This window comes from Epibacterium sp. ABV4_022, from assembly GCF_056159345.1.
On the sequence record NZ_JBSWVA010000001.1, the window covers coordinates 3,002,225 to 3,015,585 of the forward strand.

General features: G+C 65.6%; 13 protein-coding genes. 2 read left to right on the plus strand and 11 right to left on the minus strand.

The annotated features are described in order from the left end of the window. Positions 1-9 precede the first annotated feature (9 nt). The 5 genes from ACXAF5_RS14265 to ACXAF5_RS14285 form a co-directional block, all read right to left on the minus strand. Positions 10-567, minus strand: coding sequence for a hypothetical protein (locus ACXAF5_RS14265; protein WP_474947087.1), 558 nt, complete (start codon positions 565-567; stop codon positions 10-12). Between the two features lie 132 nt (positions 568-699). Then, positions 700-1,002: a hypothetical protein gene (locus tag ACXAF5_RS14270; RefSeq protein ID WP_239320435.1), complete on the minus strand. Its 303-nt coding sequence runs from the start codon at positions 1,000-1,002 to the stop codon at positions 700-702. Between the two features lie 277 nt (positions 1,003-1,279). Beyond that, complete coding sequence (locus ACXAF5_RS14275; protein ID WP_474947088.1) at positions 1,280-3,634, minus strand: peptidoglycan -binding protein; 2,355 nt, start codon at positions 3,632-3,634, stop codon at positions 1,280-1,282. 3 nt (positions 3,635-3,637) lie between these two features. Then, on the minus strand, positions 3,638-4,828 hold the full coding sequence (locus tag ACXAF5_RS14280; protein WP_474947089.1) for a biopolymer transporter ExbB: 1,191 nt from the start codon (positions 4,826-4,828) through the stop codon (positions 3,638-3,640). A gap of 78 nt (positions 4,829-4,906) precedes the next feature. After that, the gene (locus ACXAF5_RS14285; RefSeq protein WP_239362308.1) at positions 4,907-5,434 is read right to left on the minus strand and encodes a gamma-glutamylcyclotransferase; all 528 of its coding nucleotides are present in this window, start codon (positions 5,432-5,434) and stop codon (positions 4,907-4,909) included. A gap of 68 nt (positions 5,435-5,502) precedes the next feature. Between ACXAF5_RS14285 and ACXAF5_RS14290 the strand changes: the two genes are divergently transcribed. Next, positions 5,503-6,516, plus strand: coding sequence for a DUF2125 domain-containing protein (locus tag ACXAF5_RS14290; RefSeq protein WP_474947090.1), 1,014 nt, complete (start codon positions 5,503-5,505; stop codon positions 6,514-6,516). A gap of 314 nt (positions 6,517-6,830) precedes the next feature. Here ACXAF5_RS14290 and ACXAF5_RS14295 read toward each other — a convergent pair whose 3' ends face one another. The 4 genes from ACXAF5_RS14295 to ACXAF5_RS14310 all read right to left on the minus strand — a co-directional run bounded on the left by ACXAF5_RS14295 (position 6,831) and on the right by ACXAF5_RS14310 (position 11,509). Continuing rightward, positions 6,831-7,658, minus strand: coding sequence for an extensin-like domain-containing protein (locus ACXAF5_RS14295; protein ID WP_474947091.1), 828 nt, complete (start codon positions 7,656-7,658; stop codon positions 6,831-6,833). A 35-nt stretch (positions 7,659-7,693) separates the two neighbouring features. Next, positions 7,694-8,626, minus strand: coding sequence for a prephenate/arogenate dehydrogenase family protein (locus ACXAF5_RS14300; protein WP_474947092.1), 933 nt, complete (start codon positions 8,624-8,626; stop codon positions 7,694-7,696). Beyond that, positions 8,623-9,711: a histidinol-phosphate transaminase gene (hisC, locus tag ACXAF5_RS14305; RefSeq protein ID WP_474947093.1), complete on the minus strand. Its 1,089-nt coding sequence runs from the start codon at positions 9,709-9,711 to the stop codon at positions 8,623-8,625. The genes ACXAF5_RS14300 and hisC overlap by 4 nt, the downstream gene beginning before the upstream one ends. 373 nt (positions 9,712-10,084) lie before the next feature. Then, positions 10,085-11,509, minus strand: coding sequence for an aminotransferase class V-fold PLP-dependent enzyme (locus ACXAF5_RS14310; RefSeq protein WP_474947094.1), 1,425 nt, complete (start codon positions 11,507-11,509; stop codon positions 10,085-10,087). Between the two features lie 106 nt (positions 11,510-11,615). Between ACXAF5_RS14310 and ACXAF5_RS14315 the strand changes: the two genes are divergently transcribed. After that, positions 11,616-12,077 (plus strand): Lrp/AsnC family transcriptional regulator, encoded by a 462-nt coding sequence (locus ACXAF5_RS14315; protein ID WP_005641088.1) that lies wholly within the window; start codon positions 11,616-11,618, stop codon positions 12,075-12,077. A gap of 46 nt (positions 12,078-12,123) precedes the next feature. On the opposite strand, the gene ACXAF5_RS14320 is transcribed toward ACXAF5_RS14315, so the two are convergent. Together ACXAF5_RS14320 and ACXAF5_RS14325 are read right to left on the minus strand one after the other, a co-directional pair. Then, the gene (locus ACXAF5_RS14320; protein ID WP_474947095.1) at positions 12,124-12,591 is read right to left on the minus strand and encodes an N-acetyltransferase family protein; all 468 of its coding nucleotides are present in this window, start codon (positions 12,589-12,591) and stop codon (positions 12,124-12,126) included. Positions 12,592-12,663: 72 nt separating this feature from the next. Then, positions 12,664-13,251 carry a PA14 domain-containing protein gene (locus tag ACXAF5_RS14325; protein ID WP_474947096.1) on the minus strand — a complete coding sequence of 196 codons (588 nt, stop codon included), beginning with the start codon at positions 13,249-13,251 and terminating at the stop codon, positions 12,664-12,666. Positions 13,252-13,361 lie beyond the last annotated feature (110 nt).

Here is a 13,361-nt window from a genome sequence, read left to right on the forward strand (position 1 = left end):
AGCCCACGCTCAGGTCCGGGGCGCGCGATGCCGCAGGGCGCGAAACACCAGCATCAGCACCAGCATCGCTGCCACCAGCCCCAGCATATCCCCCAGCGCATAGGTCACGATCACGCCCAGCTGATGGCCCGGTGACATCAGGCCGGAGAACACCACCGTCTGCCCGATCGAGTTCAGGATCGAAGCCAGCATCCCGGCCATCAGCAGCCGGCGCCAGTCCATCCGGCGCGCGCCGTCACGCTGAGTCAGAACGCCAAGCAGGCGCAAGATCGCAAAGGCGACGGGAGCAGACAGCGCCCCCACCAGGATCGAGAACCAGATCATGTGCTGCATCAGCGCCCGGATGTCGGCCTCGGTGAACAGCCATTCTGACAGGAACGCCCCCACGGCCAGCGGCACCGCGGCGCGCCCGCCCATCAGCCAGGTGCTGAGCACGCGCACCCCATGCGGCAGGTAGAGGACGCTGGCAAAGACGGTGATTTCGCTGAAGAAATAGCCCTGCACCGGCGCCACGATGCGGGCCGTGACGCCGTGGCACACGACGTAGATCACGGTCACAACCGCCATCGCCTTTATGCAGGAAAGAAACCCGTCAACCGCTCTCATGGCTCCGGTCTAACGGCGCCCCGCCTGCCAGACAATTGCCCGCGTGCCGAAACACGCGTTTCGGAGCCTGATGCGACGCAGAGCCGCAACGGATCAATCGTGCAACAGATCGCGACGCACGATGTAGTGCTTTGCCTTGGCCCCTTCGGGCCGTTCCAGAAACCCGAGTTCCAGCAGCGACTTCAACGCCCGGTGAAAGGTGGCCTGTGCCACGCCCTTGACCAGGTCATGCTGGCGGATCTGCTCGGAGCGCACCAGTTGTCCCGGGGTATCCGTCAACCGATGCGCGGCCTGAAACACATCCTTTTCTGCCGGGCTCAGATCCTCCAGCCCGAGGTCGCGCTCCATGTCACGCAACATATCGCGAAGTTCAAAAATCGCGCGCAGCCTGTCCAATGCGCCTCACCTCCCATGCAGCTTGCAAACGGCAGACAGAACCGTTGCAGTGTTCGCCCCCATTATAGCACAAGAAAATTGTCACGCATGATAATTTATTGAAACTTAGGGATGTTCATGCTACCCCAAATGCGGACGAACCCAATGAGCCGTGAGTGGTGGAGGCGTCCATATTTCAATCACGTTATAGTAGAGTTCTGGCTCTGGCGGTCCCTGATCGCCGGGGCCAATTTCTTTTGGCTTTGCCAAATCCGGTGCCGCCTCCCGTCCCCGCGACTCAGCGTTCCGTGAGCTTGAGTTCGATGCGGCGGTTCTGGGCGCGGGCGGCAGCGGTGTCGGCGGGGTTGATGGGCTGGAATTCGCCAAACCCGTTGGCGGCGAGGCGGCTGGGCGGGATGTCCAGCTCATCAATCATGTAGCGCACCACGGAGAGCGCCCGGCCCTGGCTGAGCTCCCAGTTGTCGGCGTATTTGCCGGTGCCGAAAAACGGCTGGTTGTCGGTGTGCCCATCGACGCGAATGATCCAGTTGATCTCGTCCGGGATGGCGGCGGCGACGTTCTGCAGGATGCGGGCCACCTTGGCGATTTCGCGTTTGCCCTCTGGTGACAGCTCCGCACTGCCAAGCGCAAAGAGCACCTCGGAGGCAAAGACAAAGCGGTCGCCCTCGATGCGCACCCCTTCCTGATTGCCCAGCACGTCGCGCAGCTGGCCAAAGAACTCCGACCGGTAACGCTCCAGATCCTCGGCCTGATTGGCAAGCTGTTCCCGTTCGGCCTCCAGCCGTTTGCGCTCCTGTTCTTCCAGCAGGCGCCGGCGGCGTTCTTCGGCGGCGGCGCGGGCCAGCGCGGTGTTGAGATCCTGACCGAGGCTTTGCAGTTGCACGTTCTGGGCGGCGTCGCGTTCCTTGAAATCATCCAGAAGCGCCTGCAACCCGCCAAGCTGTTCACGCAGCGCCGCCACCTGCTGATTGAGCAGCGCGGTTTCGCGGCGGGCCTCTTCGGAGACCTGTTTTTCCTCGGCCAGAGCGGCGCGGGCCTGGGCCAGCAGATCGGCGCGCTGTTCGGCGAGGGTCTTCTGTTCGGTGACTTCCTCGGCAAAATCCTCCTTGTCGGCCAGCGCGGCCAGCAGGCGGCTTTGCAGGACCTCCTGATCGGAGGCCGCCGCCTGGGCCCGTTCCAGCGCCTCCAGCGCCACCAGCAGGCGTTGTTCGACAGAGGCGCGCTCCTCGGCGGTGGAGGTGGCGGCGGAGCGTGCCGCGGCCAGATCCGCTTCGGCGCGCGCCAAGCGGGTTTCGAGCCCGCTGCGGGTCTCCTCCGCCTCGGCACGCAGGGCGGCGAGCTGGTCCTCCAGCGCCCGGCGGCTGTCCTCGGCTTCGGCCTGAAGCGCCGCCACCCGGTCTTCGAGCGCGCGGCGTTCGGCATCAAACCCGTCCTGAAGCGATTGCAGCTGGTCCTGATACTGGGTCTCGGTCTCGACCGTGGCGGCGCGCTGCCGGGTCAGCTCCGCTTCGAGCTGGCTGCGGGTGTCGGCGGCCTGCTGGCGGGCGGTGTCCAGCTCCGCGTTCAGGCGCGCGCGGGTGGCACTGCTGTCGCGGCGCACCCGGTCCAGCTCCGCCTCAAGCGCGGAGACGCGGGCGCTGGCCTTGCTCTCGGTCACTTCCATCTGCGCCAGCACCCGGGTCAGCCGTTCGGCCAGTTCATCGCGGTCCTGCGCCTGTGCCTTGGCCTGTTCGATGGCCGAGAGCGCCTCTTCCAGTTCCGCGTCGAGCCGGTCGCGGGCGGTCTCGGCAGCAGCCAGCAGGGTCAGCGTGTCTTCGGCCTTCTGGCGTTCTTCTTCCAGCGCCAGCGTCATCGCGGTGAGTTCCGCATCCGCGTTTTCCAGCCGGTCGCGCAGCGCCTCGGCCGCTGCCGCCTCGGCCAGGCGGGCGGCCTCTTCTTCCGAGAGGGTTTCCTCAAGATCGGCAACCCGGGCCGATTGCGCCTCGCCCTCGGCGCGCAGATCCGCCACCAGCGCCTCCAGCGCCTCGGTGCGGGCGGCGGCCAGACGGGCGGCCTCTGCCTCGGCGTCGACCTCGTCCCGCAGTTCTGCCAGGGCGAGGTTCAGCGCCTCCTGTTCCGACAGGAGATCCGTGCGCGCGGCGTCGAGCGCGTCCCGTTCGGCGGTGAGATCGGCAATCTGCGCCTCGGCCCGGTCGCGCCCGGCGATCAAGGCCGCCACCTGGGCCTCGAAATCGGAGATCTGCGTCTGCGCCGCCGCAAGATCGGCGGTTGCCGCGTCCCGCTCCTGCGTCAGGGCGCTGATGCGGTCCTGTTGTGCGGTGATCTGATCGCGCGCCGCGTCCAGATCGGAGCGCGCCGAATTGAGCGTCGCCCCCAGCGCGCCGAGACGGGCCTGCAACTGGCTGGCCTCGCGCTCCTTGACCCCCAGCGCCTGTGCCAGCGCCCGCACCTCGGTGGAGAGTTCGTCCAGTTCGGTTTCCTGCCCGGAGATCGTCTCGCGCAGGACAAATTGCACCACCATGAAAATGGTGAGTACGAACATCAACACCAGCAGAAGCCCGGTCATCGCATCCACAAAGCCGGGCCAGATCGAGCCCTGGAAACGTTGGCCGGTGCGGCGCGACAGGGCCATGGATCAGCTCTCTTTCCGCGTCGCCAGACGTGCTGCGCGATCCATGCCCCGGGGTCCGGCAAAGGCCTTGACCAGAAGGTCGATGTCCTTTCTGAGCTCGGCGAGGCTCTCCTGCCGCCCGGCGGAGATTTCCTCAAGGATGCGCAGCATCTGCACGTCGATCGAGCGCAGCCGCATGCGGCTTTCGGCGTCGATCCCGACATCGCCATGGGCGCGCATCAGCTCGGCCAGGGTTTCCTGCCCCACCGCCACCCGTTCCAGCGCCGAGGAGATCGCGGCGGTTTCATCCTGGCGGCGGTTCATCTCTTCGATGCTGTCCACCAGCCGGGCCAGCTTGCCGTCCACTTCGGCGCGGCCCTTGGCAGTCTCCAGGAACATCGCCTGAAGCGCGTCCATCTGCTCTGCCATGGTATCGAGCACCCCGGCCACGAGGTTGTTGTCCCCGGTGCCGCCCTCCTCGCCGGAGGAGAAGCTGACGCGGGTGAAGGAGGACAGCCATTCCTCCAGTTCGCGGTAGAACCGGTTCTGGCCGTGGCCGGCAAACAGCTCCAGCAGGCCTACGATCAGCGAGCCCGCCAGACCCAGCAGCGAGGACGCAAAGGCGACCCCCATGCCCCCGAGCTGCGCCTCAAGCCCGGTCATCAGGCGATTGAAGATGGCGATGCCCTCCTCGCCCTCCTGCGGGGCGAGGCTGCGGATGGTGTCCACAACCGCCGGAACGGTGGTGGCGAGCCCGTAGAAGGTGCCGAGAAGGCCGAGAAAGATCAGAAGGTTGACGATATAGCGGGTGATTTCGCGCTCTTCGTCGATGCGTTCCGCCACCGAATCGAGGATGGAGCGGGTCGAGGCCGATCCCAGCTGCATCCGCGCCCCGCGCGAGCGCAACAGCGCCGCCAGCGGCGCCAGCATCGAGGGCGCGCGATCCTCATCCGTGGTGACCCCGGCGGCGAAGCGTTCAATCCAGCGCACCGAATTGATCAGCTGCAACACCTGCCAGAAGGTGGCCAGCACCCCGATGACAAAGACAAAGGCGATAAACCCGTTCAGATAGGGGTTGGCCTCAAAGACCGGCATCACCCGTGGCAGCGCCATGAAGGCCCCTGCCCCGGCCAGTCCCAATGCGATCAGCATCATCACAACCTGACGCACCGGCTGTGAAAACTGCGGCCGGCGTTCGCGTTCCTGATGCGCCATATGCGTGCGGCTCCCGATAGGCTTGCTCGTGGTTCTGCGCCCGCAGCCTAGACCGAAAGTCCCAAGATCGCCAAGGATTTATGATAAAATCTGCTGCACCCGCTGCGTGAGCCAGCTGAGGTCCGGATCGCTGAGGCCGATTTCATCCAGATGCCCGGCGGTGTTGAACAGATATTCGCTGTTGGGGCCACGCCCGCCCACCGCATGGGCGATGATCTGCGCCTGTTCTTCCAGCTCGAGGTGGCAATATTGCACGTGATGCGGGTCGATCACATAGACCACCGCGTTCACGACCTCGCCGCTGGCCAGTTCCACATCGAGGAAGCGCTCCACATAGGCCGAGGAGATCAGTTCGCGCTCGCGCAGGGCGGCCAGCGTTGTCTCCTCATGGCCGGGTTCGACCCGCAGGGCCAGCCCCTTGCAATGGGCCGCGTCCTGCGCATCCAGTGCCAGCACCAGGCCGGGGATCTCTTCGCTGCCGCGGTGGTGGATCGAGCGCATGCAGAACGAACGGGCATAGCCATGCAGCGTTGCCACCTCGCTCTGGGCGATCGGGAACTCCGGGTTCCACAGGAGAGAGCCGTATCCAAATACCCACATCGTCATGTTACTGGTCCTTTGTTTCGGGCGCCTGTAAACAGCAAAACGGGCACGAACAAAAGGGGCAGTGCGGCATGAAACGCGGTCTGAAGATCCTTCTGGGGCTCTGTGTGATCTGGGGGCTCTACTGGGCCGTGGCCGCCTGGGGTCTGCGCCAGAGCGTGGCGGGCTGGTTTCAGACGCAGGCGACGCGCGGCTGGCAGGTGGAGGTGGGCGAAATTACCCCCGCTGGTACGCTGGGCGGTTTTCCCTGGCGGCATGTGACCCGCATCGATCTGCCCGCGCTGGCCGATCCCGGCACCGGGGCGGCCTGGCGCGCCGATTGGCTCGAGCTGCAAAGCCCCGCGATCTGGCCCGGACATCAGAGCCTGCGCTTTGCCGATGGCGATCAGCGGCTGTCCTATTATGACCAGACGGCGGTGATTTCGACCGAAGGGTTGCAGGCGGATCTGTTCCTGGCCCCCGGTCTGGCGCTGGAGCTGGAGGAGTTGGGGCTGACCTCGGGCGCGTGGCGCATTGGCGACGGGCAGCAGGACATGCTCTCGGCCGACGACCTGGATCTGCGCATGGTGCAGGGGGAGGCGGCCGAATTCTATCGCATCCGCGCGGCGGCGCAGGCGTTCCGCCCCGGTGCCGGGCTGCGCCGCCTGCTGCGCGCCGCGCCAGAGCTGCCGCAGACGTTCGAAACGCTGACGCTGCAGGCGGATGTGACCTTTGACAGGCCCTGGGATCGCAGCGCATTGGAAGAACGCCGCCCGCAACCGCGCCGGATCGACCTCGCATTGCTGGACGCGCGCTGGGGCGAGATGCGGCTGAAGGTGGCGGGCACGCTGGATGTGGATGTCGCCGGGACCCCCACCGGCGAGCTGGCCTTGCAGGTGGAGGCCTGGGCGGCGTTCCTCGACATGGCGCAGGACACCGGGCTGATCTCGGCCACGGCGCGGGACCAGGCCAGCCGGGTGGTGACCCTGCTGGCGCGGGCCAGCGGCAACCCGGAGGATCTGGATATCACGCTGGGCTTTCGCGGCGGTTATATCACCATCGGTCCGATCCCGCTTGGCCCCGCACCGCGCCTGATCCTGCGTTAAAGTCGCCGCCGCTGCACCGAGAAGGGGACGGGGGCGCTCCCGCCCCTTGCCGCTGGGCCCTTGCAGGGCACATCGTCCCGCGTTGGGCATGGCGCCGGGCCATCCGGCCCGGCGCCGGCCAGTCCCGACCCGGGACTGGCTGCCCGGCCCAACCCCGCCAAGGGGTGCGACTGCAACAGCTGAGCGAGGTCCTCGCCCGGCCAGTCAGTGCCAACGCCCGATCCGGCACGCCCGACTGACGGGAGTCGCGCACCTGCGGGGGCGGGAGCACTCCCCCCCCCGGCCCCCTGCGGGATCAAACGTCGCGCGCCGGATCAGCGGCAGTAGCGTCCGCGGCGATGACGCGCGACATCAAGGTGGAAGTGGTCGCGGTGATAGATGTCTGCTTCCGGCCCCAGCACGGTGCGAAACGGCCCGCAGGCGGATTTCCACATACGCCGCAGCGCCTTGCGTGTCGGCTTGTCGAGCCACCCTTTCAGCACGCTCACCGTGGAACCATCAGCCAGGACAAACCCGGAGATATCGATCGCCCGGCCCCGCCCGTGTTCAGAGATCCGTGCTCCGGGGCGGTTGTTGCGCGTCCGGCAGCTGTACCCGGCCGCCACCCGCAGCTGCACCACCCGGTTGGCGCGGCCAAAGGCTTTCTCCACGTCGCGCGACACCCATGTGTTCAGCGCCTTTGCCGTCTCGCAGGTCATCAGCGCTGACCGGCTGAGCGTCACCCCCGACACCGACCGCACCCGCACCGCATCACGCGCACCGCAGCCCTTGAGCTTGCCGGGAATATCCCCCGCCTCTTCACCCTGGATGTCGATATCGCCGCAAACAGAGCCGCGCCGCCGTTTGGCACGCCCAAAGAGCACCTGCTGCTCGAACTCCGGCGTGCGCATCATCGGACGCAGGGTTGCACCCGGTGCCACCGAAGCCAGATCCACCGGACGGGCGGCGGCGGCGATGATCTGTGCAGACACTGGCCGGATGTGTGGGCGCATCTGTGGCGCGGGCACCGTCCGTGTCGCCCCCACAGCAGAGACCTTAGTGACCTCCGTCAGCATCAGCTCCGCCCCGCGTTCCAGCGGCGGGCGCGGGGTGGTTTCAGGCGCGGCAGCACCCAGCCCGCAGCCTGCATGGATCAGCACCATGGCAACGCCAGCCAGCCGTGCCCCCGCGCACGCCCTCATTTTTTCGGCCCGCGACCAAAGTCCGGCGCTGCGGTGTCCTGACCGGCCTCGATAATGCCCCGCCGGATGGCGCGGGTGCGGGTGAAATAGTCGTGCAGATGCGCACCATCCCCGGTGCGGATCGCCCGTTGCAGGGCAAAGAGCTCCTCGGTGAACCGGCCCAGAATTTCCAACGTGGCGTCCTTGTTGGTCAGGAACACATCGCGCCACATGGTCGGATCCGAGGCCGCAATCCGGGTGAAGTCGCGAAACCCCGCCGCAGAATATTTGATCACTTCGCTATCGGTCACGCGGCGCAGATCATCTGCCACACCCACCATTGTGTAGGCGATCAAATGCGGCGTGTGGCTGGTCACCGCCAGCACCAGATCATGGTGATCGGCGTCCATCTCATCCACATGCGCGCCCATCCCTTCCCAGAGGGCGCGCAGCTGCGCCACCGCCTCCGGCGCGCTGCCCTCCACTGGCACCAACAGGCACCAGCGGTTGTCAAACAGCTCGGCAAAGCCCAACTCGGGACCGGAATGCTCGGTCCCCGCAAGCGGGTGTGAGGGCACAAAATGCACGCCATCCGGAATATGCGGTGCCACGTCCTCGATCACATGGCGCTTGACCGATCCCACATCGGAGATCGTCGCGCCGGGCATCAACGCCGGTGCAATCTCGGCCGCAACCGCGCCCATCGCCCCGACCGGCACGCAGAGCACCACGAGATCTGCGCCCTCGACCGCCGCACGTGCGGTGTCGCAGACCCGATCACACAGACCAATCCGGCGCGCAGTGTCGCGGGTCTCGGCACTGCGGGCATAGCCGGTGACTTCCCCCGCCAGCCCCGCGCGTTTGATGGCCCAGAACATCGAGGATGCAATCAGCCCAAGACCGATCAGGGCCACGCGGTTGTAGACGGGTTTGGCTGACATCTCGCTCATTGTGCCGCCCCGGCCTTGAAGTCCTGAACCGCGCTTGCAACCGCGCGGCAGGCGGTCTCGTCTCCGACCGTGATCCGCAAGGCGGTGGGCAGGTTATACCCCGCCACCCGGCGCACGATCAGGCCGCGTTGTTTCAGGAAATCGTCACAGGCTTCCGCCTCTGTTTGAGAGGCGAAGCGCGCCAGAATGAAGTTGGTACAGGATGTGTCTGACGGCACGCCCAGCCCGGCCAGTTGATCCGCCAGCCAGCCGCGCCATTTGGCGTTCTCGACGCGGCAGGTTTCGACATACGCATGGTCACGCACCGCGGCCTCGGCCCCGGCAAGCGCCGTCACCGAGACATTGAACGGCCCGCGCACCCGATTGAGCACGTCGATGATCGGCTTTGGTCCATAGCCCCAGCCCACACGCGCGCCCCCCAATCCGTAGATCTTGGAGAACGTGCGGGTCATCACCACGTTGTCACGCGCCTCGATGAGGGATGCCCCGGCGTCAAAACCCTCGACATACTCAGCATAGGCCCCATCCAGAACGAGGATCGCATCCTCTGGGATACCATCGGCAAGGCGCGCCACCTCGGCCTCGGAAATCATAGTGCCGGTGGGGTTGTTGGGGTTGGCGATGAACACCAGCTTGGTCTGCGGCGTGCAGCCTGCCAGCAGCGCATCCACATCGGTGACGCGCTCGCGCTCCTTGACCTCGACCGGGGTGGCCCCGGCGGCAAGGGCGGAAATGCGATACATGGCAAACCCGTGCTCGGTATAAAGCACCTCATCCCCCGGCCCGGCATAGCACTGGCACAGAAAAGCGATGATCTCATCGCTGCCTGCCCCGCAAATGATGCGCTCGGCATCCAGACCGTGGGTTTCGGCAATCGCGGTGCGCAGGGCGGTATGGTCGGAGCTCGGATATCGATGCATGCTGGCGGCAGCCTGCGCCATCGCCTCCACCGCCTTGGGGCTCGGGCCCAGCGGGTTCTCATTGGAGGAGAGCTTGGTCACATTGCTCACCCCGTCCACATGAGCTGCGCCACCCTGATAGAGGGCGATGTCCATGATACCGGGTTGCGGTGTGATTTGGGTCATATCGTTGAGCTCCTTCGCGAACCTGTTCGTCATAGCGCCCTCGGCGCAATGGGAAAAGCCGCAACTTGCTCAATGCTTCATCAACACACCTATGGGGCAGTCTGTCGCTGTTAGAGCACGCCCCTTCGCGCCCGTCGCGCGCGCGGGGAGGCTCCCGCCCGTCGTCCGTGCCCCGTTTGGCCACGTCCGCGCCACACATGACCCCGATTTCTCGCCCGACCCCGATCTGGCAGATCCACCGCCGCAGGGCACATCCTCCCGTTGGGCCGGGCCGCGCCGCGTGCCCGATGGGCACGCGGCGCGGGTCGCCTCGGGCAAAGCCCGAGGCGAAACACCTCAATCACAACGTCTATTCATAGATTATACCGAGGGATCAGGCCGCACGCGGCTGGAAGCGTGCGGTGCTCGGGTCGGCATCATAGGCGGCAGCGATTTCTTCCGCCTCCGCCACCAGCCTTGCAACGCTCTCGATCACATAGTCCACGGTCGCCTCCTCCATCAGATAAGAGAAGTTGAGCCGCACCCAACCGGGTTTTTGCAACTCCCGCCCGGCGAGAAGATCCCCAAGCAGGGCCTCGGACTGGGGCTGGTCGATCTCCAGCAGACGGTGCGCATAAGGCCCCGCGCAGGCACAGCCGCCGCGCGCCTGAATGCCGTAGACATCGCTCAGCATGCGCGTGAACAACTGCTGATGCACCGGCGCGCCGGATGCCCCTGCCACGGTGAAGGAAAAGATCGGCAAACGATGGGCGCTTTCATGCCCCAGAAGCGTCAGCCCCGGCACAGCCGCCCAAGCCGCGCGCGCCTTGGCCGCATAGCGGGCTTCGCGCGCCTCGATGTGGTCCTGCCCCACGGCCTCCTTGACCAGGAACGCCAGCGCCGCGCGGATGTCGCCCACCACATTCGGGGTCCCCGCCTCCTCGCGCGCGGCCAGACTGTCCGCATAGCGATGCGACCACGGCGACACAAAACTCACCGTGCCGCCCCCGGGCCACGACGGATTACACGCGCGCACCGCATCCCGGCGCAGCACCAGCACGCCCGAGGCCCCCGGCCCGCCCGGAAACTTATGCGGCGAGACCACCACGGCATCCTTTGGCTCCGCCCCATGCGCGCCCATGTCGATGGGCAGATAGGGCCCGCCACCGGCATAGTCCCAAACCGCCAGTGCGCCGTGTGCGCGCAACAGCCGCGTCACCGGATCGGGATCGGTGATAATCCCCGTCACATTCGAGGCCGCCGAGAAACTGCCGATTTTCAGATCTGCATCCGCATGCGCAACCAAGGCCGCCTCTAGCGCCACCAGATCAACCCCGCCCTCGGTACCTTCGGGAATTTCCACCACCTCGGCGCGGCTCTCGCGCCACGGCAGGATGTTGGAGTGATGCTCATAGGGGCCGATAAACACCACCGGGCGCGTGGCCTCATTGATCCCCAAAAGCTTCACCAACCGGTTCAGGCCTGCCGTGGCACCGGAGCCTGCAAAGATCACCTCGCACTCCTCCCCTGCACCCGTCAGCCGCGCAATCTCGGCCCGTGCATCGCGGCGCAGGCGGGTGACATACTGGCCGCAATAGGAGGCCTCGGTGTGGGAATTGGCATAAAACGGCAGAAGTTTTTCGGAAATGAACGTTTCGACCGGGCGCATCGCACGCCCCGAAGCCACGTAATCCGCATAGACCAGCGGCACATCGCCGTTGAGACCGGGGATCATCACCCCCTCGCCGATCAGGGTCTGAGCCAGCTCCCCTGCCTCCGCTGTGTGTTTGATCGCCGTTTTGAACTGTTCAAGGATCATTCTCGCGCCCTCATTGCCATTTGAGCAATGATAGACCACCAGTGATTGGTCATTTTCACATAATTTCACAAGTGACAGCCTTATATGCATATCATATGATCCACATATGTCGAAAAACATCGATCAGATTGACCGCGACCTTTTACGTGCCCTGCAACGGGATGGCAGCCTGTCGCAACGCGACCTCGCCGAACGAGTCGGCCTGTCGCAAAACGCCTGCTGGCGGCGGCTCAAGGCCTTGCAGGACAAGGGCATCCTGCGCGGCACCCGCGCCGAAGTGGATCGCAGCCAGCTTGATCTCGGTCTGGTGGTCTTTGTGATGCTGCGCACCCGGCACCACTCCGCCGAGTGGCTGGCGCAGTTTCGCCGCCATGTGCTGACGATCCCGGAGGTGGTGGATTTTCACCGCATCGGCGGCGATTACGACTATCAGCTCAAGGTCGTGACCCGCGACATGGCGAGTTATGACAAGGTCTATCAACGCCTGATCGCGGGCGTCGAACTGGACAGCGTGACCTCCTATTTCGCCATGGAAGCCATTGCCGAAGGACGCCCGCTGCCGGTCTGACGGGCGCGCGTCCCGTGATCATAAAGCGTGTTCACGACGCATGACCTCAGGTGGTGAGAACCAGCTTCTTGCCCACCGCCGTGGGCGTCTCGCGATAATCGACAAATCCCATAGCGCTGTAATAGCCTAAGCCCTGTGCGTTATCAGCGCCGATCTGGGCGTCGATGGCGGGCAAACGCGCATACTCTGCCGCCGCGCGCGTCACTGCAAACAAGGCGCGCCCAATCCCCTGCCCGGTGGCATCGGGATGCAGATGCGTGCCGATCACGCCCCAGCCCACCGGCGCGCCATAGGGATTGCCCTCCGGCGCGATCTGCAAGGACTGAAATCCCAACAGCCGCCCCGCAGCGTCAACCGCGACCGAACAGGCGATGCGATTGTCATTCTCGATGTAGGTCTCGCGCACAAATGCCGCGTCTCCTGCGGTCTTGCGCATGCCCGCCTGACGCAGGGCCTCCAACACGGCGGCAATGCCGTCGGCGTCCGCTGATACGGCCGGACGAATGTCTATCATATGTGCTCCAATGGCTTACGTAAAAAATGAGGGGCACAGGTCGCGGCAAACCCGCCCTGCCACCTTTTGATTTCAGTGCCCAAAGGCCGCGTTCGGCATCCATTTGGGACGTTTGCCCGCAGGCCCCGCCCGCATATGCAGACAGGCGGTATTGGTGCGCTGGAACCACAACGCCTTGAGCGGATACCACCCGGCCTTCGGCACCTCGACCTCGACCGCAAAGGTCTCCTCGCAGGGCTGGCGGCCATCAAACTCGCCGACCACCTGACCGCCGACCACCGCATGCAGGCCGTCATTGGTCAGAAAATCGATCGTGTAGACGCCCGGCGCATCAAAGCGCACATAGCCGCGAATATCGGCCACCACCCGCTCGGCGCGTTTGGCGGTCAGCACATTCTGCCCCAGCTCGGTGTCGCGGTAATCCAGCCCCGTGAGCGGCGCCCCCTGCTCCACCCGGTATTTCAACGCATTGCGGGCCGCGCCCAGGCTCTTGACGTCAGAGGGATAGGCATAGCGCACCGACAGCCCGGGCTTCAGCCCCGAAGGCTGCGGATCCGCCGGTGTCAGCTTCAGCGGCGCCGCAAACGCCATCGCAGAGAGCCCCGCCACGCAGGCTGCGGCCAGGGCAACGGATCGAAGGGCGGCAGATGTGATCGACATGATATTCTCCCAATCTGTCCGGTCCGCGCGTGACAATATCGGTCCCGGCGCCGGTGTCAGCGCCACCATAGGCCCCGTAACCGCCGTTTCCCAAGCGATTCCTGACGTCA